General features: G+C 61.2%; 22 protein-coding genes. 8 read left to right on the top strand and 14 right to left on the bottom strand.

Going from position 1 to position 22,513, the window contains the following annotated elements:
* Nucleotides 1-195: 195 nt before the first annotated feature.
* The 3 genes from AC1DUP_RS17225 to AC1DUP_RS17215 all read right to left on the bottom strand — a co-directional run bounded on the left by AC1DUP_RS17225 (nucleotide 196) and on the right by AC1DUP_RS17215 (nucleotide 2,293).
* Nucleotides 196-741 carry a redoxin family protein gene (locus AC1DUP_RS17225; RefSeq protein WP_115035513.1) on the bottom strand — a complete coding sequence of 182 codons (546 nt, stop codon included), beginning with the start codon at nucleotides 739-741 and terminating at the stop codon, nucleotides 196-198.
* Nucleotides 742-893: 152 nt separating this feature from the next.
* Nucleotides 894-1,610 carry a hypothetical protein gene (locus AC1DUP_RS17220; protein ID WP_113300287.1) on the bottom strand — a complete coding sequence of 239 codons (717 nt, stop codon included), beginning with the start codon at nucleotides 1,608-1,610 and terminating at the stop codon, nucleotides 894-896.
* A 41-nt stretch (nucleotides 1,611-1,651) separates the two neighbouring features.
* Nucleotides 1,652-2,293: a MarR family winged helix-turn-helix transcriptional regulator gene (locus tag AC1DUP_RS17215; protein ID WP_115035512.1), complete on the bottom strand. Its 642-nt coding sequence runs from the start codon at nucleotides 2,291-2,293 to the stop codon at nucleotides 1,652-1,654.
* A gap of 114 nt (nucleotides 2,294-2,407) precedes the next feature.
* Here AC1DUP_RS17215 and dmeR point away from each other — a divergent pair, with 114 nt between their 5' ends.
* From dmeR to bla, 3 genes are all read left to right on the top strand, one after another.
* The gene (gene dmeR, locus AC1DUP_RS17210; protein ID WP_113311727.1) at nucleotides 2,408-2,680 is read left to right on the top strand and encodes a Ni(II)/Co(II)-sensing transcriptional repressor DmeR; all 273 of its coding nucleotides are present in this window, start codon (nucleotides 2,408-2,410) and stop codon (nucleotides 2,678-2,680) included.
* A gap of 23 nt (nucleotides 2,681-2,703) precedes the next feature.
* Nucleotides 2,704-3,645 (top strand): CDF family Co(II)/Ni(II) efflux transporter DmeF, encoded by a 942-nt coding sequence (dmeF, locus tag AC1DUP_RS17205; RefSeq protein ID WP_115035511.1) that lies wholly within the window; start codon nucleotides 2,704-2,706, stop codon nucleotides 3,643-3,645.
* Between the two features lie 72 nt (nucleotides 3,646-3,717).
* Nucleotides 3,718-4,602, top strand: a complete 885-nt coding sequence (gene bla / locus AC1DUP_RS17200) for a class A beta-lactamase (protein WP_113300291.1) — start codon at nucleotides 3,718-3,720, stop codon at nucleotides 4,600-4,602.
* Between the two features lie 99 nt (nucleotides 4,603-4,701).
* On the opposite strand, the gene AC1DUP_RS17195 is transcribed toward bla, so the two are convergent.
* The 4 genes from AC1DUP_RS17195 to AC1DUP_RS17180 form a co-directional block, all read right to left on the bottom strand.
* On the bottom strand, nucleotides 4,702-5,205 hold the full coding sequence (locus AC1DUP_RS17195) for a hypothetical protein (protein WP_477833331.1): 504 nt from the start codon (nucleotides 5,203-5,205) through the stop codon (nucleotides 4,702-4,704).
* Between the two features lie 77 nt (nucleotides 5,206-5,282).
* Nucleotides 5,283-7,622, bottom strand: coding sequence for a glucose/quinate/shikimate family membrane-bound PQQ-dependent dehydrogenase (locus AC1DUP_RS17190; RefSeq protein WP_477833329.1), 2,340 nt, complete (start codon nucleotides 7,620-7,622; stop codon nucleotides 5,283-5,285).
* A gap of 121 nt (nucleotides 7,623-7,743) precedes the next feature.
* On the bottom strand, nucleotides 7,744-8,286 hold the full coding sequence (locus tag AC1DUP_RS17185; protein WP_162747223.1) for a glutathione peroxidase: 543 nt from the start codon (nucleotides 8,284-8,286) through the stop codon (nucleotides 7,744-7,746).
* A gap of 47 nt (nucleotides 8,287-8,333) precedes the next feature.
* A complete protein-coding gene (locus tag AC1DUP_RS17180; protein WP_477833326.1) occupies nucleotides 8,334-9,836 on the bottom strand; it encodes a protein adenylyltransferase SelO in 1,503 nt (500 codons plus the stop codon).
* 258 nt (nucleotides 9,837-10,094) lie between these two features.
* Here AC1DUP_RS17180 and AC1DUP_RS17175 point away from each other — a divergent pair, with 258 nt between their 5' ends.
* Nucleotides 10,095-11,549 (top strand): DHA2 family efflux MFS transporter permease subunit, encoded by a 1,455-nt coding sequence (locus AC1DUP_RS17175; RefSeq protein ID WP_113311734.1) that lies wholly within the window; start codon nucleotides 10,095-10,097, stop codon nucleotides 11,547-11,549.
* Between the two features lie 16 nt (nucleotides 11,550-11,565).
* Here AC1DUP_RS17175 and AC1DUP_RS17170 read toward each other — a convergent pair whose 3' ends face one another.
* Nucleotides 11,566-11,808, bottom strand: a complete 243-nt coding sequence (locus AC1DUP_RS17170) for a hypothetical protein (RefSeq protein WP_477833324.1) — start codon at nucleotides 11,806-11,808, stop codon at nucleotides 11,566-11,568.
* Nucleotides 11,809-11,826: 18 nt separating this feature from the next.
* Entirely contained in the window at nucleotides 11,827-12,774 is a 948-nt protein-coding gene (locus AC1DUP_RS17165; protein ID WP_477833322.1) for a homocysteine S-methyltransferase family protein, read from the bottom strand.
* Nucleotides 12,775-12,994: 220 nt separating this feature from the next.
* On the opposite strand from AC1DUP_RS17165, the gene AC1DUP_RS17160 reads away from it, so the two are divergent.
* Nucleotides 12,995-13,678 (top strand): TetR/AcrR family transcriptional regulator, encoded by a 684-nt coding sequence (locus AC1DUP_RS17160; protein WP_477833320.1) that lies wholly within the window; start codon nucleotides 12,995-12,997, stop codon nucleotides 13,676-13,678.
* 87 nt (nucleotides 13,679-13,765) lie between these two features.
* Complete coding sequence (locus tag AC1DUP_RS17155) at nucleotides 13,766-14,671, top strand: SDR family oxidoreductase (protein WP_477833318.1); 906 nt, start codon at nucleotides 13,766-13,768, stop codon at nucleotides 14,669-14,671.
* Nucleotides 14,672-14,737: 66 nt separating this feature from the next.
* On the opposite strand, the gene AC1DUP_RS17150 is transcribed toward AC1DUP_RS17155, so the two are convergent.
* Nucleotides 14,738-15,265 carry a DUF1697 domain-containing protein gene (locus tag AC1DUP_RS17150; protein WP_115035505.1) on the bottom strand — a complete coding sequence of 176 codons (528 nt, stop codon included), beginning with the start codon at nucleotides 15,263-15,265 and terminating at the stop codon, nucleotides 14,738-14,740.
* 49 nt (nucleotides 15,266-15,314) lie between these two features.
* Nucleotides 15,315-17,423 (bottom strand): S9 family peptidase, encoded by a 2,109-nt coding sequence (locus AC1DUP_RS17145; RefSeq protein WP_477833316.1) that lies wholly within the window; start codon nucleotides 17,421-17,423, stop codon nucleotides 15,315-15,317.
* Between the two features lie 232 nt (nucleotides 17,424-17,655).
* Here AC1DUP_RS17145 and AC1DUP_RS17140 point away from each other — a divergent pair, with 232 nt between their 5' ends.
* Both AC1DUP_RS17140 and AC1DUP_RS17135 read left to right on the top strand, forming a co-directional pair.
* A complete protein-coding gene (locus AC1DUP_RS17140; RefSeq protein ID WP_113300302.1) occupies nucleotides 17,656-18,048 on the top strand; it encodes a DUF930 domain-containing protein in 393 nt (130 codons plus the stop codon).
* Nucleotides 18,049-18,244: 196 nt separating this feature from the next.
* Nucleotides 18,245-19,027: a polysaccharide deacetylase family protein gene (locus AC1DUP_RS17135; protein WP_477833314.1), complete on the top strand. Its 783-nt coding sequence runs from the start codon at nucleotides 18,245-18,247 to the stop codon at nucleotides 19,025-19,027.
* Nucleotides 19,028-19,036: 9 nt separating this feature from the next.
* On the opposite strand, the gene AC1DUP_RS17130 is transcribed toward AC1DUP_RS17135, so the two are convergent.
* From AC1DUP_RS17130 to AC1DUP_RS17120, 3 genes are all read right to left on the bottom strand, one after another.
* Entirely contained in the window at nucleotides 19,037-20,329 is a 1,293-nt protein-coding gene (locus AC1DUP_RS17130) for an NAD(P)/FAD-dependent oxidoreductase (protein WP_477833312.1), read from the bottom strand.
* 22 nt (nucleotides 20,330-20,351) lie between these two features.
* A complete protein-coding gene (locus AC1DUP_RS17125; RefSeq protein WP_113300305.1) occupies nucleotides 20,352-21,524 on the bottom strand; it encodes an AI-2E family transporter in 1,173 nt (390 codons plus the stop codon).
* Between the two features lie 82 nt (nucleotides 21,525-21,606).
* Nucleotides 21,607-22,506, bottom strand: coding sequence for a LysR family transcriptional regulator (locus AC1DUP_RS17120; RefSeq protein ID WP_477833310.1), 900 nt, complete (start codon nucleotides 22,504-22,506; stop codon nucleotides 21,607-21,609).
* Between the last annotated feature and the right edge of the window lie 7 nt (nucleotides 22,507-22,513).

The following is a 22,513-nucleotide window of genomic DNA, read 5'->3' as shown; positions in this document are numbered from 1 at the left end:
CTTTTCGAAGTTTATGCCGTCAGGACGCTGCCGATACAACAAAGCCGCCTGACGGCGGCTTGTTGACATTATGATCTGTCTCGGCCGCCCTTTACAGGTACAGCCAAAAATACGAGCGGTTGTGGTGCGCGTTCTCGATCATGCAGAGATCAATCCTCCGAAACCGCTCGTTTGTCAATGGCGGCTCCGGCAAGATCAGGCCGCATCCGCAGGAGCAGCACAAGCTCCATCGGCGCAGCCGTCGATCTTATCAGCAGGCATTGTTGCCGGAAGGGGAGCGGCCAGCGCCATGCCGATGCGTGCGCCGACCGCAATATCGTCCTCGACGCCAAAGGCATGATGCAGGATCGCCCCGTCACGGCCGATCAGTACGGAGGAGGGCGTTCCCCTGAAACCATAGTGGCGCATTGTCATTGGTATGTCGGACTGCCCGTCGGCCTGATCGACACCGATGGGCGAGGTCAGTCGATATTCATGGATGAAAGCCTTGAGCACAGTCGGCGTCATCGCTTCGTGATGCTCGAAGACCGTGTGCAGGCCGATGACCTGGAGATCCGTGTTGGCGAAGATGCGCTCGATGCGGCGCACTTGCGGCAGGCTTTCGGCCACGCAGCCGGGGCAGAGCAGCTGGAAGCTGTGCAGGTAAATCACCTTGCCACGCAATCCGGCGATGGAGAGCGGTTGAGGCGTGTTGAACCATTCGCTGACGGAAAGTTCCGGTGCGAGTGTCAGATCGGACATGTCGAAATCCTTGGTCGTTGGGCAGGCGCTTGCTTCGCCCGTTGCATCCGGGGCGCAATGGGATAATCCTGCCTGGTGTTTTCTCTTCTCTATTTGCCTGGAGAGAGGAAAGAGCCGGTCCGGCGATGGCAGTCGACGGACCGGCGACCCGCTCACTTTGCAGGCATGACCTTGCCCGGCAGGCTGAGATTGCCGGATGCGACCTTGAAGACATTGTCGACGCAGAGCAGCGGCGCATGCAGGTTGCCGTTGATCTTCAGCCCTGCCGTCACGCCATCATAGGAAGCGCCGACCAGGCCGCCGAGCAGCGACAGCGGAATGGTGACATCGACGCGATCGCCCTTGAGCGCGGTCGGATAGTCGGGGCTGTCGATCAGCAGCGGAACGCCCGGCCAAGTGGCGGGGAGCTTCGGCTTGGCGCCATCGGGAATATCGGTCACCTTCAACCCGCCGGCGCAGGCCTTGTCCTCGTTAAGCACGACCCAGTGCGGATGCCAGACGTCACGGTTCTTGCCCTTATAGGCGGCATCGTCGAAATCGGGATGGAAGGTAACGGCAAGTGCGACGATGCCCTGGTTCTTGTCGAAGCCGATATCGCCACTGTTGAGCGAGGTCGGCCAGACATAGGCATAGACGCCGGAGCCTTCGAATTTACCTGTGACCGCTGGCTTCTCAGCGCCGGCCTCGCCGCGCACGCGGGTTGAGAAGACCGCCTTGTCGCCCTTGGTGACGATCTCAGTTTCGATGATATCGAACGGGGCTTTCACAACGACAGACGGTTCTGCCGTGACGGGATGCGCCATGGCTGAGCCCAGCCAAAGGGATAGCGCTCCGGCGATGGCCGCGCCGGTGATAAATTGTCTCAACATTTTGAATTTCCTTCTCTTTCTAAGTTGCCTGGAGAGTGCGCCTATCCTTTTTCGAAGGCATCCCAGGTGGCAGCCCGGGTTGCCGGATCGGCGGTTTCATGGTCGCGGCAATCGATGCGCAGTTCATTGCTGCCGAAGGCCGCGTTCACGAAATCACAATGGTGCGGCTTGGCAGCACCAGAATGCTGATAAGGGCGGAAATAGCGACAGCTCGCACACATCCGCTGGATCGGTATTGCGTCTGCCTCCTGCAGATGCCGGATCATCTTGACGAGCGACAGCAGCAGGCCTTCCTGCTCGCCGGGAGAAAGCGACCGGGCCGCCTCCATCGCCGCTGTCTCTATCGGCGAAACCGAGCCAAGCGCCGCCAGCCCCTCGGGCGTGATGCGGATTGCCGTTGAGCGCTTGTCATCGGCGACGCTTGCCTTGATGACAAAGCCCTTGCGCTCGAGCGCCCCAATCGAATCCGTCGCCGTCGGCTGCGAGACGCCGAGATGTGCCGCAATCTCTTTCACCCGCGCACCGTTTCGCCCGGCAAGGAAATCGAGGATCGCAAGCTGCGTCGGCTTCAGCCCGGCCTTTTCGGCCTTCGACCATTCATCACTGCGCATCGCGATCGCGATCCGCGAAAGGCCTTCGCTGATGCGGTTGTCGATCGGAGTGGGATCTTTAGGCGTTTCCATGCTCTTAATATATAGGAGTCCTATGTAATTTCAAGAGCGACTGCGCTGCTTCGCCGCTTTCGTTTTTTAGAAAGGCAATATAGGGTACCCCCCTATACTAAATTCGAGATCTCTATGTCCCACACCACCCATCAGAAGAAGAAGCTCATCGCCCGCGTCAGCCGCCTCCGCGGGCAGCTCGAGGCGGTCGAGCGCGCGCTGGAGGCCGAGCGCCCCTGCGGTGAGATCCTCCAGCTTTTGGCCTCCGTGCGCGGTGCGCTGACGGGTCTGACGGGCGAGGTGCTGGACGAGCATCTGCACGAACATGTGCTGCATGCCGCCGACGAAAAGGCGAGGGCGGAAGCGGTCGAGGAAATATCGGAAGTATTGAGAACCTATATCCGCTGAGCCGGATCGATAAGGAGATGGCGATGATATCAGGAACGAATAGCCATGGACATGATCATGTCTTCCTGGGGCAGGACCATGCCCGGAACGAACGTCGCATCTGGTTGGTGATCGCGCTGACGGCAGTCATGATGGTGGTCGAAATCGCCGCTGGTACGGTCTACGGCTCAATGGCTCTGGTGGCCGACGGCTGGCACATGTCCACCCATGCGAGCGCGCTGCTGATTTCGGCGCTTGCCTATCTCTTCGCCCGCAAGCAGGCCCGCAACCCGCGTTTCACATTCGGTACCGGCAAGCTCGGCGATCTCGCCGGCTTCGCGAGTGCCATCATTCTGGCGATGATTGCCCTGCTGATGGGTTGGGAAAGTTTCCTGCGCATCACGTCGCCGGTGCCGATCAGCTTCAGCCAGGCGATTGCCGTCGCCGTCATCGGCCTTGCCGTCAACCTCGTCAGCGCCTGGATGTTGAGCGGTAGCAGCGGTCACCATCATGGACACGGGCATGATCACCATCACGGCCACGATCATGGCCACCATGGTCATGCGGATAACAATATCCGCTCCGCCTATATGCACGTCATCGCCGATGCGCTGACCTCGGTGCTCGCCATTGCTGCGCTCACTTTCGGCAGTCTCTATGGCTGGCTCTGGCTCGATCCGCTGATGGGCATTGTCGGCGCTCTCATCATTGCGCAATGGTCCTGGGGGCTGATGAAATCGTCAGGCGCCGTCCTGCTCGATGTGCTCTCCGAAGGGGAAACGCTGCCGGATGAGATCCGGGGTGCTATCGAGGGCGATGGCGACCGCATCACCGATCTCCATGTCTGGCAGGTCGGCCCCGGCCATCATGCGGCAATCGTCGCCGTGCTCACGCCGCAGCCGCGCGACACGGCCTTCTACAAGGAGAGACTATCGAGCCTGGACGAGTTGTCGCATGTGACGGTGGAGGTCACGCGCGCCGCCTGATCCTGGCCTTAAAGCCGAGATGCCGCCGCAATCAGCCCTTACGCCTGTGTTCCTGATTCCCCGGAGGTCTCTATGAATCACAGCTTCACCCGCCGCAGCTTCATGGGTTCCGCCTTGCTGTTGCCTGCGCTGGGCTTTGCGCCTCGCGTGTACGCTGCGCAGCAGGATGACGATATCGACAAGCGGCTTGCAGCACTTGAAACGCGCATCGGCGGGCGCCTTGGGGTCTCTGTTCTCGACAGCGACACGAATGTCTCCTTCGGCTATCGCGGCAGCGAGCCCTTCGCCATGTGCAGCACCTTCAAGGTTCTGGCCGCCGGCCTCGTTCTCGCCCGTGTCGACAAGGGCGATGAAAAGCTCGACCGGCGCGTCACCTACGGCAAGGACAAGCTCGTCACCTATTCGCCCGAGACCGAAAAGCACGCCGGCGGCGAGGGTATGACGATGGCCGAGATCTGCAAGGCCGGCATTACGCTGAGCGACAACACGGCCGGCAATCTCATGCTGGAAAGTTTTGGCGGCCCGGCTGGATTGACCGACTGGCTGCGTTCCGTCGGCGACGGTACGACAAGGCTCGACCGCATGGAAACCGCGCTGAACGAGGCGACGAAAGGCGATCCGCGCGACACCACGACGCCCGATGCCATGCTCGATACGCTCGGCAACATCGCCCTTGGCTCGGTCCTGGCGGAAGATTCGGCCAATCAGCTTGTCGACTGGATGGTGGCCAATACGACCGGCGGCGCGCGCCTACGTGCAGGCCTGCCCTCCGGCTGGAAGATCGGCGACAAGACCGGCACGGGCGACAACGGTTCGGCCGGCGATATCGCCATCATCTGGCCGCCGAATCGCGGCCCCATCGTTGCCGCAGTCTATATGGCGGAAATGACCGTGAAGATGGACGAGTTCAATCCCGTCTTCGCCGAAATAGGCAAGATGATTACGGAGATTGTGTAGAGGGTTCCCGCCTGGTTTTCTGCGAGTTCATCCGCCACGCTAATTGAAAAGCCGCGATGCAGCATCGCTACTCCGCGGCTCTTCGGATGAAACCTCAGATCAGGCGGCCGAATTTTCGTCCGTGGACTGTGTGGGCGCGGATTGCGCAGTCGTTTGATCCTTGCTGCCGTCTCCGTCGTCTTCGATGCCGGCAAGCTCACGCTTGATCTGCTCGGCGATTTCCTTTTCGATCGCCTCGCGCTGGTCGGCGGGCATGGATTTGAGGTCGTCTTCGGTCAGACCGTGTGCTTCCAGGTATCGGGCACGGATGAATTCGGCCGGGTCCATATTGCTCCATTCAGAGAATTGGTCGACCAGGCTGTCGTGCGCCGCCTTGGCGGCGGCCTCTGCGTCGGAAGGCGGGTTGATGTAGGTCTCGTTGCCGGCCTGCACTGCCCACATCGTATTGGCGATGGACGGCGGGGTCGTGCTCGGCTGCAGCCCGGCGCCGGACTGGTTGCGCGCGCTACCACTGAATTCGTCGGTCTGCTTGTTCTTGGATTTGCCCTGCTCGAAAAGCGAGCCGAGGCCTGAATAAATTGAAAGGCTGCTACCGATTTCCATGAAAAAATCCCCCTGAAAAATCGATAGCAGTATGCTGGGGCAATCCTGCCCCGAGCTTGTGTATCGCTCAGCTGGCACTACGGCAGCGTGTAGGCGATGACGTAGTCGCCCGGTTTGGTGCCGACCGAACCGTGCCCGCCGGCGACCATGACGACATATTGCTTGTTGTCGCCAGTCGTATAGGTCATCGGCGTCGCCTGTCCGCCGGCCGGAAGCCGGGCCTCCCACAGCTGACGTCCGTTCGTCACGTCGTAGGCGCGCAGGTAATTATCGACGGCAGCACCGAGAAAGGCGACGCCCCCCTTGGTCATGACAGGCCCGCCGATGCCGGGCACGCCTATCTTGAAGGGCAGGGGCAGGGGCGTCATGTCATGCACCGTGCCGTTCTTGTGCATATAGGCGATGCGCCCGGTGCGCAGGTCGACGCCAGCGACATAGCCCCATGGCGGCGCCTGGCAGGGGATCTGCAACGGCCCGAGGAACGGACCCATGAAGACGCCGTAGGGTGCCCCGTCATTGCGGTTTAGCCCCTGTTCGCTGCCCTTTTCATCCTGTCCGCGTGGCGGAATATCGGCCGCCGGCACCAGGCGCGAAGTGAAGGCAAGATAGGTCGGCATGCCGAACATCACCTGCCGCTCCGGATCGACTGCGACCGAGCCCCAGTTGAACGTGCCGAAATTGCCGGGATAGACGATCGTTCCCTCCAGCGATGGCGGCGTATAGCGGCCCTCGTACTTGTAGCGATGGAAATCGATGCGGCAGGCAAGCTGGTCGAACAGCGAGACACCCCACATGTCCTTCTCCTGCAGCGGTTCCGGCGAGAAGGTGAGGTCCGAGATTGGCTGTGTCGGCGCCGTACGATCTTCGGGGATCGCCCCATCAGGCGCGGGGATTTCCTTGAAGGGAATGATGGGCTGCCCGGTGCGCCGGTCCAGCACATAGATATCGCCCTGCTTTGTGGAAGCCACCAGTGCCGGAACCGCCGTTCCGTCCTGCTTTGTCAGGTCGAGCAGCACCGGCTGCGCGGGTACGTCCATATCCCAGAGATCGTGATGGACGAACTGCTGCACCCAGCGAAGCTGCCCGGTATTGATATCCAGCGCCACAACGGATGAGGAGAATTTCTCGACATTCTCGCTGCGGTTCATGCCGAGCTGGTCCGGCACCTGATTGCCGAGCGGGATATAGACCATGCCGAGCTGGTCGTCGACGCTGAAGACCGACCAGCTATTCGGCGAATTCGTCGTATAGTGCTGTCCCTCCGGCAACGGCGTCGTCTGGTCCGGATTGCCGGAATCCCAGTTCCAGATCAGCGCGCCGCTGTTGATGTCATAGGCGCGGATGACGCCGGACTGTTCCTGTGTGGAATAATTGTCGTTAACCGCCCCGCCGATGATGATCTTGCCCGCAACGGCAACCGGCGGTGAGGTCGAGTAGTAATAGCCTGCCGGATTGTACTGCATGCCCGTCTGCAGATGCAGCACGCCCTGTTCCGCAAAGCCGGTGCAGACCTGCCCGTTGCTTGCATCGAGCGCAATCAACCGCGCGTCTGAGGTCGGCAGGTAGACGCGCTCCTTGCAGGGCTGGCCGGCCGGTGTCGCCTCATCGCTGTAATAGGTGACGCCGCGGCAGGTCTGGTGCTGACGGTCCGGATTCATGCCGGAATTGGCGTCATACTTCCATTTCTGCTGCCCGTTCCTTGCATCGAGCGCGATCGCCCAATTGTGCGGCGTGCAGAGATAGAGCGTATCGCCCACCTTCAGCGGCGTCACCTGATAGGTTGTTTCGCCGACGTCGTCAGGCCGCTTCACGTCGCCGGTCTGGTAGCGCCAAGCCTCTTTCAGCGTGGAAACATTCTGAACGGTGATCTGGTCGAGCGGTGAATAACGCTGGCCGAACGGTGTGCGCCCGTACTGATGCCATTCGCCACCGGGCACATTGCCGCCGAAGGCCGGCGTGGCGGCAACTGTCTGCGTCGGCAGGTCACCCGCAAGATCGTGCGGATCGGTCGTCATCGAATATACGGCGACAATGATGGCGGCGATGACCGGAATGGCGAGCGGCCAGGGATTGGCGCCGTAATGGGTGCCGGTCGGGCTGCGGAAGCCGAGTGGCCGTCGGATCCAGGGCGTCAGCAGCCAGATCCCGAAGAGGATAATGAGGCCACCGCGCGGGCCTAGCTGCCACCAGTCGAACCCAACCTCCCAGATCGCCCAGGCGAGTGCCACAACCACCAGCACCGCGTACACCCAGAGCGCCACTGCCTTGCGCATGAGCAACAGGCCTGCCGTCAGCAGGAACATCAGCCCCGCGAAGAGATAGAAGACGCTGCCGCCGAGCGTGACGAGCCAGAGCCCGCCGCTGCCGAGCGCCAGTCCGAAAATGATGAAGAGGATGGAGGTAATGACGATTGCCATAAGGCAGTCTCCCGCTGGTTAGCCGGATCGGAGAATGGCGAAAAATATACGCCGATCAGACAGATAGAGCGGGAGGGTTACCTTTCAACCGCCACAATTGGCCGCGGTTGCGGTCGTCGTGTCAGGCTTTTGCAAGCTCGCGGTCGATCGCCGAGACAAGGCGATTGTCGTCAGCCGTCACATCAGGGGCGAATCGGGCAACGACCTTGCCGTTGCGGCTGACGAGGAATTTTTCGAAATTCCAGAGCACTTCGCTGTCGTCAGCCGCGAGACCGGCGCCCTTCAGCCGCTCGCGCATCGGCCCTTCGCCGGTCGTTTCCATGCCGGACCCTGTCAGGTTCTTGTAGAGCGGGTGCTTTTCCGGCCCCTTGACCGAGATCTTGGAGAACATCGGGAAGTCGACGCCGAAGGTGCTGGTGCAGAAATCGAGGATTTCCGCATCCGTGCCCGGCTCCTGTCCCTTGAAATCGTTGGCCGGAAAGCCGGCAATGACGAAGCCTTTCTCGCGCTTGTCGGCATAGAGCTTTTCAAGCCCTTCATACTGCACCGTCAAGCCGCATTTGGAGGCGACGTTGACGATGAGCAGCACCTGGCCGCGATATTCGTTGAGCGTCGTTTCACGCCCCTGAACGGTCTTGACGGGGATGTCGAGAAGGTCGGTCATCACTATCTCCGGTTAATATGGGTCGGTTGATATGGAATTGGCTGAAATCAGGTTCCGCAGAAGGTCTGCAACACCCGCTCTTCGGGCTTCGGCGGGTCCATATAGGCCGCGAATGCCGGCTGCTCGTCATAGGGATGAGAAAGCACGGATAGAAGTGCTTCGAACAGCGAGAAATCGCCATCCTCTACGGCCGCCTCAATCGCCTGCTCGATACGGTGATTGCGCGGAATGAAGGCCGGGTTGACCAGCTTCATGGCTGCGGCTCGCTCGGTGGGCGCCTGTGGATCGCGCAAAAGCCTGTCGCGCCAGCGCCCCAGCCATTCGGCGGCGGCAGTCGGTTCGCGGAAGGTCGATGCGAAGGCGGCCTCGGCCGTTTCGTCGCCCGCAAGCGCCGAAAGCCGCCGGAAGGTCAGCGTGAAATCCGCGCCCTCGGCCTGCATCAGCGCCAGCAGCGCCTGAATGAGATCGAGATCGCCGTCCTCTGCGGAGATCAGGCCGATCTTGCCGCGCATGCCCTGCAGCCAATGGGCGTGGAAGCGCTCGCCATAGGCCTTGATGATGGCATTGGCATGCTCGATCGCCTTGTCTTTGTCGGCATCAACAAGCGGCAGCAGCGCTTCGCCGAGCCGCGCCAGGTTCCATTGCCCGATGCCCGGCTGATTGGCATAGGCGTAACGGCCATGCTGGTCGATCGACGAAAAGACCTTCATCGGATCATAGATATCGATGAAGGCACATGGGCCGAAATCGATCGTTTCGCCCGAGATCGTCATATTGTCGGTGTTCATCACCCCATGGATGAAACCGACCTGCAGCCACCGCGCGATCAGCGCTGCCTGCCGGTCGCAGACGGCCTCATAAAGCGCCAGATAGGGGTTCTCCGTCGCCTTCAGCTCGGGATAGTGCCGTTCGATCACATGGTCGGCGAGCGTCTTGATGCCTTCATCGTCGCCACCAGCGGCAAGATACTGGAAGGTGCCGACGCGGATATGGCTTGCGGCGACGCGCGTGAAGACCGCGCCCGGCAAGATGTCCTCGCGCCGCACGCCTTCGCCTGAAAGCACGGCGGCTAGCGCCCTTGTGGCGGGAATGCCGAGCGCAAACATTGCCTCGCTGACGATATATTCGCGCAGCACCGGGCCGAGCGCGGCCCGCCCGTCGCCCCGGCGCGAAAAGGGCGTCTGCCCTGCGCCCTTGAGCTGGATATCACGGCGCTGCCCGTTGCGGTCGATCACCTCGCCGAGCAGGATTGCTCGCCCGTCGCCGAGCAGCTGCACGAAATGCCCGAACTGGTGGCCGGCATAGGCCATCGCCAGAGGCTCGGCGCCTTCAGGCACGAGATTACCGGAAAAGATCGCCGCACCGTCACGCTTCAGGGCTTCGACATCGAGTCCCAATTCTTCGGCCAGCGGTTCGTTGAGCTTGATCAGCCAGGGTTCCGAAACCTGCGTCGGCGCTTGCGCCGCAAAGAAACGCTGCGGCAACCGCGCGTAGCTGTTGTTGAACGAAAAGGCCGTGTCCGGCCGGTTTTTCTGCAGGGCGGAGGTCATGGCTAATAGGTAGGGCTGCAAGTGCTGTCACGCAAGCCGATTTTGACCCCGGACCATTCCTTCACGAAGGGCAAAAAAGTGCAAGGAATGGTGATCTGCGTTTACCTCTCGGCAAAGCAGCTTTGCCATAAAAGACATAGCGCCGCCATGATTGCAGGCGTATAGCAAATCATCTCCCCTTGGCATCTTTGCCATGTCATCCCCCGCGGCCCTGTCGCCCCGTGTGCTCCGCTGCGCCACTGTGAGTGATCCCTGACGATGTCGGATCAGATTTATCATGCGCCGTTGGCTCGGCGTGCAGCACCCAATTTCCGGGTGATCGCGATGATTGTCGCGAGTGCCATGCTCATGGAAAACGTCGATGCAACCGTGCTGGCGACCGCGCTGCCGACGATGGCACGCGATTTCGGTGTCGACGCCCCGGCCATGTCGATCGCTTTGACCTCCTATCTGCTCAGCCTCGCGATCTTCATTCCCGCCAGCGGCCGCATGGCAGACAGTTTCGGTTCGCGCACCGTCTTCCGCTCGGCGATCGCCGTTTTCGTGATCGGCTCCATCCTCTGTGCCTTCGCGCCGACCTTGCCATTCCTGGTTCTCGCCCGCCTGCTGCAGGGCATCGGCGGCGCCATGATGATGCCCGTCGGCCGCCTCGTCCTGATGCGCAGCGTCGACCGCAAGGATATGGTCAGCGCCATGTCCTGGCTTTTGGTGCCGGCGCTGATCGGCCCGATCGTCGGCCCGCCGCTCGGCGGCTTCATCGTCACCTATCTCGACTGGCGCTGGATCTTCTACATCAATGTGCCGATCGGCATCATCGGCATGATTTTCGTCTCGATCTATATCGACGAGGTGAAGGGAAAGGCCGCCGGCCCCTTCGATACGATCGGCTTCATCCTCTCGGGCATCTCGCTCGGTTCGCTTCTCTTCGGCTTCGAACTGTCGAGCCATGAAGGACAGGCTTCGTTCGCGATCTTCCTGATCGCCATCGGCATGCTTTTCGGCATCGCTTATCTCCGCCATGCCCGCAATCACCCTTCGCCGATCATGGATTTCTCCTTGATGAAGGTGCCGAGCTTCGGCACCTCGGTCATCGCCGGCTCGCTGACGCGCATCACGCAGGGCGCGCAGCCTTTCCTGCTGCCGCTCCTCTTTCAGATCGGCTTCGGTCTTTCGGCCGCTGCTGCGGGCCAGATCGTCATTTCCACCGCGCTCGGGGCGCTTTTCATGAAGCCGCTTGCGCGCGCCGTGTTCCGCCGCGTCGGCTTCCGCAGGAGCCTTGTTATCAACGGCATTCTCGGCACGATCGGTTACGGTCTCTGCGCCGCCTTCCGGCCGGATTGGCCGATGCCGCTGATCTTCATCGCCCTGGTGCTCAGCGCCTTCTTCATGTCGTTCCAGTTCACGGCCTATAATACCATCGCTTATGACGAGATCGGCCAGGATCGAATGAGCTCGGCCACGAGCTTCTACACCACCTTCCAGCAGCTCATGCTGTCGCTCGGCATCTGCATCGGCGCGCTGGCGCTGCATGGATCCATGGCTTTCAACGGTGTCAAAACGCCCGAGCTTGGTGATTTCTCGATCGCTTTCATCGTGGTTGCGATCATTTCGATCACTGCCACCATCTGGAACCTGCGCTTTTCGCCGACCGCCGGCGAAGAAATCAGCGGCTACAGGGGCAAGCAGACGAAAGGCGCCGCAGCCAAAAGCTGAGGCGCCTTCCTCTTCGTCAGAGGCCGACAGGCTCCCGCAATCGCCCGCGCCGCGATGGACGCCCCTTGCGTTGGTCCGCCTGGAGCCCGTAGGCCATGCGGCCGTCGAGGCCCTCGAAAGCTGCAAGATCCATATCCTGCAACGCCACCTCTTCGGCCGACTCCAATTCGGCTTGCGCCTCCTGCCGCCCTGCAATCGCAAGCCACAGATCGCGCCAGCTGTGCTGGCGCATTATTGCCCCAACCATCGTCACTGTCATGCCCTCCAACTGACCCTGTCACGCCGCCTGCGGCAAGCATGCCTCGCAGATCGCCGCGACGTGCCGGTGGTCGGTGCCGCAGCAGCCGCCGAGCACGCGCAGTTGCGGCATGCGGCGAACGAGTTCGCGGTAACGACGGCCGAGATCTTCGGGGTCGCCCGCATCCAGTGTCTCGCTGTTATCAAGCTGCTCGTGGCTCAGGGTCGAGGCATTGGCGCGGATGCCGCCAATGCGCTTCACCCAGGTGCCGCCATGATCGAGTGCTCCTTCGAAATGCGTCGGATGGGCGCAGTTGATCATGTAATAGGCCGGAGATCCGCCGGTCGCCGCATCCGTCGTCTCGATGGCGTCCTGAATGCTGCGGCCGGTCACCAGCCTGCCGTCCGTCTCGAGCGTGAAGGAGATGGCGCAGGGCATGCCGAGCATTTTTGCCGCACGGGCGATGCCGATCGCCTCATCGACGTTGGTCAGCGTGAACGCGGCGACCATATCGGCTTCCGTGCCGGCGAAAGTGCCGATCTGGACGGCGTGGTAGTCCTCCGCCTCGTCGGCACTCATCGCACCCGCCTTGTAGCCGTCGCCGCGCGGGCCGATGGCGCCGCTGATGACGACCGGCTGTTCCGGCTGCTCATAGGCGCGACGCAAGCCCACCAGCAGGTCGACAGCTTCCTCGTTTGCCGCCTGCAGGGCTTCGGTTGTGTATCCGAGCTTCTGGCCCCAGTCGGGATTGGCACGCCACGTGACGGTGTCGAGCACGAAGCCCGTGCCGTGCCGCCGGGCGATATCCAGATAGCGGCGATAGTATCTTTTCGTGCGCTCCCGCCCGTCCTCGGAAGCCAGCAATACGAAGGAGGCGAAATGTGGAAGCTCGATGCCTTCATGAAAGATCATCGTGGTTTCCATACCACCATCGCTAATGAACGTGCCGCCCTTTAGCTGCGGCAGCTCATGCCTGTACTTTGCCATTGCGAAACCTCTCCTGTCGCGGCGCCTGAAATGGCTGCCGTCGATGGATGATGTTCTGACGTTTAAGTTGATGCTAAACTAGGCGACTTACGGTATACTACAGGCGGTTTCGAACTTTTCGGATTGAAATCAATCCCTTGCATGGACCGATGCTGCCGGGGGCGGAGGCGGGCCTGATGTTGCGGAACTGAAAACTGTACCACGAGTACAGGAGGGGAACATGCGAAAGGGCGAGGAAACGCGGAATCGCATCCTTGATGTGGCAGAAGCGGCGGTCTTGCAGAAGGGGTTCGGCGGCACTTCCATCGAGGAGCTGATCGCCGAGACGGGCATCACCAAGAGCGGCTTTTTCTACCACTTCAAGGACAAGAACGAGCTCGCGAAGGCGTTGCTCAACCGCTACATTGAAAATGACGAACGCATCTACGACGAGATCTTCAGCCGTGCGCGCGATCTGATGGACGATCCGCTGCAATCCTTCCTGCTTGGCCTGAAGCTTTTGTCCGAATTGCTCTCCGATCTGCCGAATGGCCATCCCGGCTGCCTCGTGGCGACCGTCTGCTATTACGAGCGGCTGTTCGACCACGAGATACAGGATACCAACCGCAACGCCGTCCTCGCCTGGCGCCGCCGCTTCGGCCGTATGTTCCGCGAGATTATGGCGGTCTATTCTCCGCGCGAGCCAGTCGATGTCGACCAGCTTGCCGACATGGTCTCCTCGGTCCTCGAGGGCGGGATCGTTCTCTCCAAGACGCTGAAGGAGCCGAACACGCTTGCCGAACAGGTGCTGATGTTGCGCATCTTCGTGAAGATGCTCTTCCTGCCGGCAATCGAGTCGCCGCTTGTTGCCGTCAGGCACGACCAGATCTATGGCGCAGCCGGCGGCGGCGGCGGCCGGCTATAGGCGCTACCACGACGTTTTCTCCCTGCAGGGAACCGATAGGTGCCCGCACTGTTATGCCCGCAGTGTAAATCGCAGGGAGAACAGGCAATGGACAGCCCGAGCAGCAACAGCAAGACGATCCATGATCCGCGCGGCAAGTTTCCGAAGCCACCCTTTCCCTCGCAGACCCAGCCCTTTCCGGGGCTCGCCCGCGATATGGAGCCGAAGCCGGACCATGGCGAGACGAGCTATCAGGGCAGCAGTCGCCTTGCGGGCCGAAAGGCGCTGATTACCGGCGGCGATTCAGGCATGGGCCGCGCGGCGGCAATCGCCTATGCGCGCGAAGGGGCCGATGTCGCGATCAGTTACCTGCCGGATGAAGAGCCGGATGCCCGCGAGGTCATCGAACTGATCGAAAGGGAAGGGCGCATCGGCGTGGCACTGCCCGGCGATCTCAGGGATGAAGAAATCTGCCGGAAGATCGTGGCAGACGCGGTGCGCCAGCTCGGTGGACTTGATATTCTCGTCAACAATGCCGGACGCCAGCAGCAGCGCCAGTCGCTTTCGGATATTTCCAGCGAGGATTTCGACGCGACGATGAAGACCAACATTTATGCGATGTTCTGGCTGACGAAGGCGGCATTGCCGTACCTGCGCGAAGGCTCGGCCATTATCCAGACGACGTCGGAACAGGCTTATGATCCTTCCGCCAATCTGGTCGATTACGCCATGACCAAGGCGGCGATGATGAATTTCACCAAATCGATGGCCAAGCAGCTTGGTCCGAAAGGCATCCGGGTGAACGGCGTCGCCCCCGGACCGATCTGGACGCCATTGCAGGTGAGTGGCGGCGCGACACAGGAAAAGCTGGTCGAGTTCGGCGGCAATACGCCACTCGGACGTCCCGGCCAGCCAGCCGAACTTGCCTCGATCTACGTGCAGCTTGCCGCTGCCGATGCGAGTTACGCCACCGGTCAGGTCTATGGTGCAGCGGGCGGAGGTGGACAGCCATAAGCAATTGCAGCAAATGGGTGCAGCGGTTTTGCGTAAAAGGCAAAGTGCTGCAGCATACCAGATACTCTAGCTTTCACCGGCCTCCAGATCTGCCGCCATTTCTGCAAGCTTTCGCACGGTGTTGAGGTTGCGGGATGTCCCCGGCTTCAACGCCGGAAGCTTGAGTTTCGAGCGGCCGGAACCATTTGGATAATGCACATAGATCTCACGGCCGGCGAGCTTCGCCTCCTCGCCATCCGGCGCAACCATCTTTTCCAGCGCATCGGAAGCGGTTGCTTCGGGCAGGAAATAGACCAACAGAAAATTGGGCTTGGCCTGGGGAAAGGGCACATTGGCGACGATGGCATCAAGCTCCTTACGACTGCGCACCATCACGCCCGGCCGCTTGCCCATCGTCCGCCCGAGAGCCGCATCGAGCTTTTCCTCGACCACCTTTTCTGCCTCATCCGAGCGGAAGAGAACATTGCCGCTCTGGATGTAGGTCTTCGCATCGGCAAAGCCGAGCTCTTCGCAGATTGCCTTCAATTCGGTCATGGGGAGAGAGCCGGTGCCGCCGACATTCACGGCTCTCAGCAGCGCGACATAGACGGCCATTTCTCCCTCCATTGATTGTGTGGCGTTCACAGGAACGCCACACCCGATCTTACATCTTGCCTGCCACCTTGATCGCAAACGCATATTCGAATGCGATTTCCTCAAGCCGCTGGAAGCGGCCGGACGCACCGCCGTGGCCGGCATCCATGTTGGTCTTGAGCAGGATGGGCGAGGAACCCGTCGTCTTGTCGCGCAGCCGCGCGACCCATTTTGTCGGCTCCCAATAGGTGACGCGCGGGTCGGTCAGGCCACCGAGAGCCAGGATCGGCGGATAGGCCTTCGCGCCGACATTGTCATAGGGCGAATAGGCGGCGATCTGCTCGTATTCTTCCTTGCTTTCGATCGGATTGCCCCATTCGGGCCATTCCGGCGGGGTGAGCGGTAGGGTGTCGTCGAGCATGGTGTTCAACACGTCGACGAAGGGCACGGCAGCGATCAGGCCGGCGAATTTCTCCGGCGCCATGTTGGCGACTGCGCCCATCAGCATGCCGCCGGCCGATCCGCCCTCGGCGATGATACCAGCGTAGGACGTGAACTTCTCCTGATTCAGATAGTCAGCGGCAGCGATGAAGTCCTTGAAGGTGTTGGTCTTCTTGTCCATCTTGCCGTCTTCGTACCAGGCAAAGCCCTTGTCCTTGCCGCCGCGGATATGGGCGATGGCGTAGACGAAGCCGCGGTCGGCGAGCGACAGGCAGTTGGTGTTGAAGCCGGCGGGGATGGTGATGCCGTAGGCACCGTAGCCATAGAGCAGGCAGGGCGCTGTGCCATCGAGCGGTGTGTCTTTGCGATAGAGCAGGGTGACCGGTACCTGCTCGCCGTCCCAGGCCGGCGCGAAGACGCGGCGGGTGACGTAGTCATCCGGATTATGGCCCGATGGCACTTCCTGCGTCTTGAGCAGCGTGCGCTCGCGGGTGACCATGTTGTAGTCGTAAAGCTGCGAGGGCGTCGTCATCGAGGAATAGGAGAAACGGATGACGTCGGTCTCGTATTCCGCAGCACCGGAAAGACCGAGCGAATAGGCCTCTTCATCGAAAGCGATCGCATGCTCCTCGCCGGTGCGGCGGTCGCGGATCATGATCTGCGGCAGGCCGTCCTTGCGCTCCAGCCACAGCAGGTGGCGGGCATAGGCCATATGACTGATGATGAGGGTACCAGGCTTATGCGGCACGACCTCGCGCCAGTTTTCCTTGCCCGGTCTGTCAACCGGCGCCTCCATGATCTTGAAATCCTTGGCGCCGCCGTCATTGGTCAGGATGTAGAAGACATCACCGCCCTCCGTCAGCGAATATTCGATGCCTTCTTCGCGCGCGGCGACCAGCTTCGGTTCCGCGGTCAGGTCCTTGGTCGAAAGCAGCCGGTATTCGCTGGTCTCATGGTCGTGGATATCGATATAGATGAAGTCGTCGAGCAGCGAGCCGCCGACGCCCATGAAGAAGCCGGCATCCTCTTCCTCGTAGACCAGACGATCTTCGCTCTGCGGCGTGCCGAGAATATGGTGGAAAACCTTCGAGGGGCGGTGGTTCTCGTCGAGCGCCGAATAGAAGAAGCTCTTGCCGTCGGGCGCCCAAACACCGCCGCCGCCCGTGTTCTCGATCACATCGGACAGATCTTCGCCGGTCGCCAGATCGCGAACCCGGAGCGTGAAGAACTCGGAACCCTTGTCGTCATAGCCCCAGATGCCGCGGCTATGGTCCGTGCTGTGATCAATACCGGCGAGACGGAAATAGGCCTTGCCACCCGCTTCCTTGTCGCCATCGAGCAGGATGACGCGAAGCGTCTCGTCCTTCACGTCTCCGTCGCGCGGAATGCGGAAATAGCGCGGCTGCTCGCCGCCGGTGACAAAGGCGGTGCCGTAGGCATAGGCGCCGTCCTTCATCGGCACGGAGCTGTCGTCTTCCTTGATGCGGCCGCGCATCTCGGCAAACAGCACCTTCTGCAGCGGCTTGGTATCTTCCATGGCCGCATTCATATAGCCGTTCTCGGCCTCCAGATGACTACGGATATCAGGGTCGAGGATGGAAGGATCCTTGAACATGGCCTGCCAGTTGTCGGCCCTTAGCCAGGCGTATTCGTCCGTGCGCGTAATGCCGTGGCGCGTGTCGGAGACAGGCCTTTTTTCGGCAGCGGGAGAGGCGGGCAGATTGTTGAAAGCGGACAAGGAAGGCTCCGTGAGGGCGATGTCGGTGGGCAAGAGATAGAGACGCGGCAGGTCGGGATCAAGCGCTTAAGCAATGAAGCGTCTCGAGACACGATGGCCGGCGCGTTGCCTTGATGTCACCACAATATTTAAGAAAGTCCGCTAGCGCCGCGCGAAAATTACACCTTCGTCAGGCCCCGGCATGCTGTCGGCGGCAGTATGAAGAATGCATAACAGTAAAGGTTTCCCCGCAATGCCGAAACGTCTGGTTCTGCTTATGTCGCTCATCGGCCTTGCGGCTTCCTCCGCCTTTGCGGTTGATCCTGCCATCAAGAAGCAGCTCGAAAAGCTCGATCCCGCCACCCGCCTCGAACAGAGCTGCGACACCGAAGCGATGAGCCGCATCAACAAGGACGGCACCGGTTTCCGGCCGGACAAGGTGATTGCCTACACTTTCAAGGATCCGATTCCGAGCGACGACCGGCTGGAAGCCCCCGGCGCCGTCTTCCGCAGCAAGGGCGACTGGTACCACCTTGCCTATACCTGCATCACCGGCCCGCAGCACATCAATGTGCGTGACCTGAAGTACAAGATCGGTGACAAGGTGCCGAAGGATAAGTGGACGAAATATTACCTCTACGATTGAGCGTCACTCTCCCATATTTCCTGATGGGATTTGTGTCTCTCTCGCCCAAAGATCCGGCGCCGTTATCTTGTGTCGGGCACAGGAATGCGGGGAGATTGAGACCCTTCCATTCCTCTGCAGGCGGCATCAGGCCACATGGCTTGGTCTGCCGCTTTGCTTTAAGTTTCACTAGAACATCAACTGCATCTGATTCTTTATGAACCGTATTCTTCTCGCACCCGCGCTGCTGCTTGCTGCCGTCTCGTCGGCATTTGCTGTGGAAACATCTCCGGTCGTACCTGAGCATCCGCCCGGAACGGCAGGTCCGAAGCTGGTGGAGCCGCATCTGCACATCGCCCGTTCCAACATATCAGGCCATGCCCGCGTCGCGCTCACCTTCGATGCCTGCATGGGTGAGGCCGATGAGCGCATTCTGTCCACACTCGTCAATGAGCGCATTCCCGCGACGATTTTCGTGACCGCGCGCTGGCTGAAGCGCAATCCGAAGGCGGTTGCCGCCTTCCTGCAGAATCCCGATCTCTTCGAACTGGAAAATCACGGCGAGAGGCACATTCCGGCGATCGACAAGCCGGTGCTGGTCTATGGCATCGCATCTGCCGGTTCGCCCGAGGCCGTCAGGCAGGAGGTGGAGGGCGGTGCTGCTGCCATGGTCGCTTCGGGCATTCCCGCACCGCGCTGGTTTCGTGGTTCGACCGCCAAATACGATCTCTCGGCCATCGGCCAGATCCGCGCCATGGGTTATCGCATCGCTGGCTATTCCGTGAATGGCGACGGGGGCTCGCTGCTTGGTGCTGCGGTAACGGAAAAGCGCATCTCCTCGGCAAAGGACGGCGACGTCGTCATTTCCCACATCAACCAGCCGACCCACGCGGCCGGTGAAGGCGTCGCCAAGGCGCTCGTCGATCTCAAGGCCAAGGGCACGGAGTTCGTCCGCCTGCAGGATGTTGCCGATACCGGTGACGACAAAACGACTGAGTAGGGGCGGGGCTTACCTCAGCTCTTCCCCAGCACGCACCGAATTCGCCACAAAACTCCGCATAGCCGGCGCATCCCGATCGAGCGCGAAATCCTCGAACCATTCGCGTTGCGTTCCGGCCAGCGTCGCGCCGATCATCTGTGCTGCGAGGTAGGAGAAGGTGATACCGTTTCCGCCATAGCCATAGGCGGCATAGACACCTGCCATGCCAGGCACCGGGCCGATCAGCGGCAGGCCGTCCGCCGTCTCCCCGAAGGTGCCGCACCAGGCATGCTCGACCCGCGTATCGGCTTTCGGCCACAGGCGCTTCAGTTTCTCCCGGATCGCCACGGTCTTCGCGGGTAACTTGCGGTCGCGCTCTTCGGGATCGATTGTGTCGTCATCCTCGCCGCCGGCGATGATGCGGTTATCATCGGTGGTGCGCAGGTAGAGATAAGGATGGCTGTCTTCCCAGAGCAGCGTTCCGTCGCGCCAGAGGTCGTCAGGTTTCTGCGGCACGGTGGCGAGCGCCCAGCTGGAACTCGTGCGGTGCAGCTTCGGCATGTCGAGGCCGGGCATGGAATAGCCGGTCGCCAGCACCACATGCCGCGCCTCGATCACATAGGGGCCATCTGTCACCGCGCTCACATGCCTGCCTTCGCTGTTAAGCGCGGTCACCGAGGCATTGATCAGCCGCGCACCGCGTGAAATCGAGATCTGCAGCAGAGCCCAGGTAAGAAGCAAGGGATCGGCCTCGGCGGAGCCGGGCGAAAGGATCGCCGCATCCCGATCGAACTCATATTGGGTGAAGAGATCGGGATGCTCGAGATAATGCCCCGGCAACCCCGCCCACCGGCGCAATTGCCACTCGTCCAGCAATTCGCGCGCGCCTTCATGATTGTTGGCGAGATAGAGCGTGTTGCGCGGCCGGAAACCGCAGACGATGCCGTGGGCGCCGACCAGCTTGGCAAGCCCCGCGACGGAAGCGGCGCTGCGGCGGTAGATGGCGGCGGCCCGCTCGAAACCATAGAGGATTTCCAGCTCGCCGAGTGTGCGGTCGATCTCCCATTGCAGCATCGCTGTGCTTGCTGCCGTGCTGCCGAACCCCGGCTGCTCGCGGTCGATGACGACGACGGAGAAACCGCGCGCCGTCAGATGTTCCGCCACAAGCGCGCCGGTGATGCCACCGCCAATGATTGCGATGTCCGTCTTGAAGCTCTGTTTCAGCGGATAACAGGTCGGGCGCTTGCCATTCCTGCCCCAGAGCGAGCTGCCGCCCACGAGGTCGTCGTGGTTGACTTCGTTGAGATCGAGATCGGATGGCATCGGCATATCCCGTCGCTATCGATTACTTCGGCAGTTGTGGCTGCGGTTTTTCCTCGATCACGAGTTCCTCGATGATGGTCATGACGATCAGGGAGAGCGGCAGAGCCAGCATCGCGCCGACGGCGCCCCACATCCATGTCCAGAAAATGATCGCGAGGAAGACGACGAACGGATTGATTTCCAGCCGCCGGCCCATGACGGCGGGAAAGATCAGGTTCTCCATGACGAGGTGCACGGTGAAGAAGGCAGCCGCCGGAATGAGGCCGATAATGATGCCGTCATGGGACATGATCCCGGCGATGGCCACGGCAAAGGTCATCATCGTGATGCCGAGATAAGGAATGAAGCTCGAAAGAAAGGCAAAGAAGCCCCACAGCACGGGCATGGACAATCCGCCGGCATAGGCGATGACAGTCATGACGACGCCGAGCGCCACATAGATCAGCGAGGCAGTGGCGAAATAAAAGCCGAGTGCCTGTTCCACCGCATTGATGACTCGGATGGCGGCAAGCCTCTGGGAGCGGCTGCGGAAAGTCATGATGATCGTCTTGCGCAGGTTCGCGCGGCTGGCGAGGAAGAGCAGAAGCGCTGCGAAGAAGATCAGTCCCTGCACGAGCGCCGGCGTCAGGTTCGTCGTCACGACATGAAGCACATTGCCGGTATTTTCCAGGAGCGCATCGATCGACATCGGCCCGCTCTGGAAGGTTGCGGGCGTGATGTGCAGCCATTCGATCCGCTCCAGATAGGGCATGATGCGTTGAGTGGTGCTCTCGATGAAATCAGGCGCTTCATTGGCAATCGTCGACAGGGGGCCGGCAAGCGAATTGACCACCAGAACGATGACGAGCGCGACGGAGAAAGAAAGAATCGCCGCGTTGGCCAGCCGCGGCACACCCAGCTTTGAAAGCTTTTCTGCCGCCATGCCGAGGATCATGCCGACGACCACGGCGAGCGTGATCGGGATCAGGATCAGCGACATCATGTAGACGGCGGCAAGCCCAAGGATGCCGAAGATGCCGATGATGGCCCAGGCCATGCTGACATCGAGCCCGTCCTTCTCGACGCGTCGAACCGGTACCGGCGGCGGTGGGAGCTCCTCTGTAGCTTCCTGCAGCGTTCGTGCCCATGCGCTGGTATGGCGTTCGCCGAGGCGGATCTTGTTTGCCTGTTTCCGGATTCCGTTGGCGATACCCATGTGCGATAAGTCCCAGAAGCCCCATTGCTTCGGCAATCAACGCGCAAGGGTTGCTGCCGGTTCCGCCGGGGGATCGAGGCCTCTAGGCAACCCGCTGCCGGCCGATGAAATCCACGAAGGCGCGCAGCGGCGGCGGCATCTGGCGCCGGCTCGGATAATAGAGATGGAAGCCGGGGAAGGGCGGTGTCCAGTCGTCGAGCATGCTCACCAGCCGGCCGGCGGTGATATGTTCCGCCACGTGATAATCGAAGAGATAGCCGATGCCGATGCCATCGAGCACGGCCCGCAGCATCAGGTCGTTGTCTGTGGTGCTGAGTGGCCCCGAGACGGCCACTTCGAGCTTCTCGTCGCCGCGCTCGAATTCCCAGTGATAGAGGCTGCCATCCGTCGGCCAGCGGGAGACTACGCAAGAGTGGTCGCGCAGGTCTCGCGGCGTGTCCGGCAGGCCGTGGCGCGCGATGTAGCTGGGCGAGGCGACCACGATGAGCCGCATCTCGCCGCCGAGTTTTACGCTCACCATGTCCTTTTCCACCATCTCGCCCAGCCGAATACCGGCATCGAAACGGTCGGCAACGATATCGGAGAGCTTGTCATCCACGATGATGTCGATGACGATATCGGGATAGGCGGCGTGGAAGGGGGCAATCAGCGGTGCCAGCCTGTGTACGATCGCAACGCGCGGCGCATTGATGCGCAACAACCCGGCCGGCGTATCGCGTAGCGTCGAAATATCTGCCACCGCCTGGTCGAGATCGGCGAGCGCCGGCAACAGCCGGGTTAATAGCCGCCGGCCCGCCTCGCTCGGTGCCACACTCCGGGTCGTGCGGTTGAGCAGCCGGATACCCATCCGCTCCTCGAGCGTGCGGATCGTCTGGCTGAGCGCCGACGCTGATATGCCAAGTCGGGCAGCCGCACGGGCAAAATTACCGTGCTCGGCCACAGCGGCAAAAGCCCTGAGTTCCGCATAGTCGCTGCCGCGCATTATGCTC

Source organism: Rhizobium sp. 01L419 (assembly GCF_056400025.1).
Note: the sequence above shows the minus strand (reverse complement) of the source record. Positions and strands in the feature narration are given on the sequence as shown.

What these genes read in the sequence shown, in the direction of transcription:
- AC1DUP_RS17135 (WP_477833314.1), top strand. Translation starts at nt 18,245, where the DNA reads ATGAACCGTATTCTTCTCGCACCCGCGCTGCTGCTTGCTGCCGTCTCG.
- AC1DUP_RS17195 (WP_477833331.1), bottom strand. Translation starts at nt 5,205, where the DNA reads ATGGAAATCGGTAGCAGCCTTTCAATTTATTCAGGCCTCGGCTCGCTT.
- AC1DUP_RS17215 (WP_115035512.1), bottom strand. Translation starts at nt 2,293, where the DNA reads ATGGAAACGCCTAAAGATCCCACTCCGATCGACAACCGCATCAGCGAA.
- AC1DUP_RS17220 (WP_113300287.1), bottom strand. Translation starts at nt 1,610, where the DNA reads ATGTTGAGACAATTTATCACCGGCGCGGCCATCGCCGGAGCGCTATCC.
- AC1DUP_RS17175 (WP_113311734.1), top strand. Translation starts at nt 10,095, where the DNA reads ATGTCGGATCAGATTTATCATGCGCCGTTGGCTCGGCGTGCAGCACCC.
- AC1DUP_RS17165 (WP_477833322.1), bottom strand. Translation starts at nt 12,774, where the DNA reads ATGGCAAAGTACAGGCATGAGCTGCCGCAGCTAAAGGGCGGCACGTTC.
- AC1DUP_RS17225 (WP_115035513.1), bottom strand. Translation starts at nt 741, where the DNA reads ATGTCCGATCTGACACTCGCACCGGAACTTTCCGTCAGCGAATGGTTC.
- AC1DUP_RS17120 (WP_477833310.1), bottom strand. Translation starts at nt 22,506, where the DNA reads ATGCGCGGCAGCGACTATGCGGAACTCAGGGCTTTTGCCGCTGTGGCC.
- AC1DUP_RS17125 (WP_113300305.1), bottom strand. Translation starts at nt 21,524, where the DNA reads ATGGGTATCGCCAACGGAATCCGGAAACAGGCAAACAAGATCCGCCTC.
- dmeR (WP_113311727.1), top strand. Translation starts at nt 2,408, where the DNA reads ATGTCCCACACCACCCATCAGAAGAAGAAGCTCATCGCCCGCGTCAGC.
- AC1DUP_RS17185 (WP_162747223.1), bottom strand. Translation starts at nt 8,286, where the DNA reads ATGACCGACCTTCTCGACATCCCCGTCAAGACCGTTCAGGGGCGTGAA.
- AC1DUP_RS17190 (WP_477833329.1), bottom strand. Translation starts at nt 7,622, where the DNA reads ATGGCAATCGTCATTACCTCCATCCTCTTCATCATTTTCGGACTGGCG.
- bla (WP_113300291.1), top strand. Translation starts at nt 3,718, where the DNA reads ATGAATCACAGCTTCACCCGCCGCAGCTTCATGGGTTCCGCCTTGCTG.
- dmeF (WP_115035511.1), top strand. Translation starts at nt 2,704, where the DNA reads ATGATATCAGGAACGAATAGCCATGGACATGATCATGTCTTCCTGGGG.
- AC1DUP_RS17155 (WP_477833318.1), top strand. Translation starts at nt 13,766, where the DNA reads ATGGACAGCCCGAGCAGCAACAGCAAGACGATCCATGATCCGCGCGGC.
- AC1DUP_RS17150 (WP_115035505.1), bottom strand. Translation starts at nt 15,265, where the DNA reads ATGGCCGTCTATGTCGCGCTGCTGAGAGCCGTGAATGTCGGCGGCACC.
- AC1DUP_RS17140 (WP_113300302.1), top strand. Translation starts at nt 17,656, where the DNA reads ATGCCGAAACGTCTGGTTCTGCTTATGTCGCTCATCGGCCTTGCGGCT.
- AC1DUP_RS17180 (WP_477833326.1), bottom strand. Translation starts at nt 9,836, where the DNA reads ATGACCTCCGCCCTGCAGAAAAACCGGCCGGACACGGCCTTTTCGTTC.
- AC1DUP_RS17160 (WP_477833320.1), top strand. Translation starts at nt 12,995, where the DNA reads ATGCGAAAGGGCGAGGAAACGCGGAATCGCATCCTTGATGTGGCAGAA.
- AC1DUP_RS17130 (WP_477833312.1), bottom strand. Translation starts at nt 20,329, where the DNA reads ATGCCATCCGATCTCGATCTCAACGAAGTCAACCACGACGACCTCGTG.
- AC1DUP_RS17170 (WP_477833324.1), bottom strand. Translation starts at nt 11,808, where the DNA reads ATGACAGTGACGATGGTTGGGGCAATAATGCGCCAGCACAGCTGGCGC.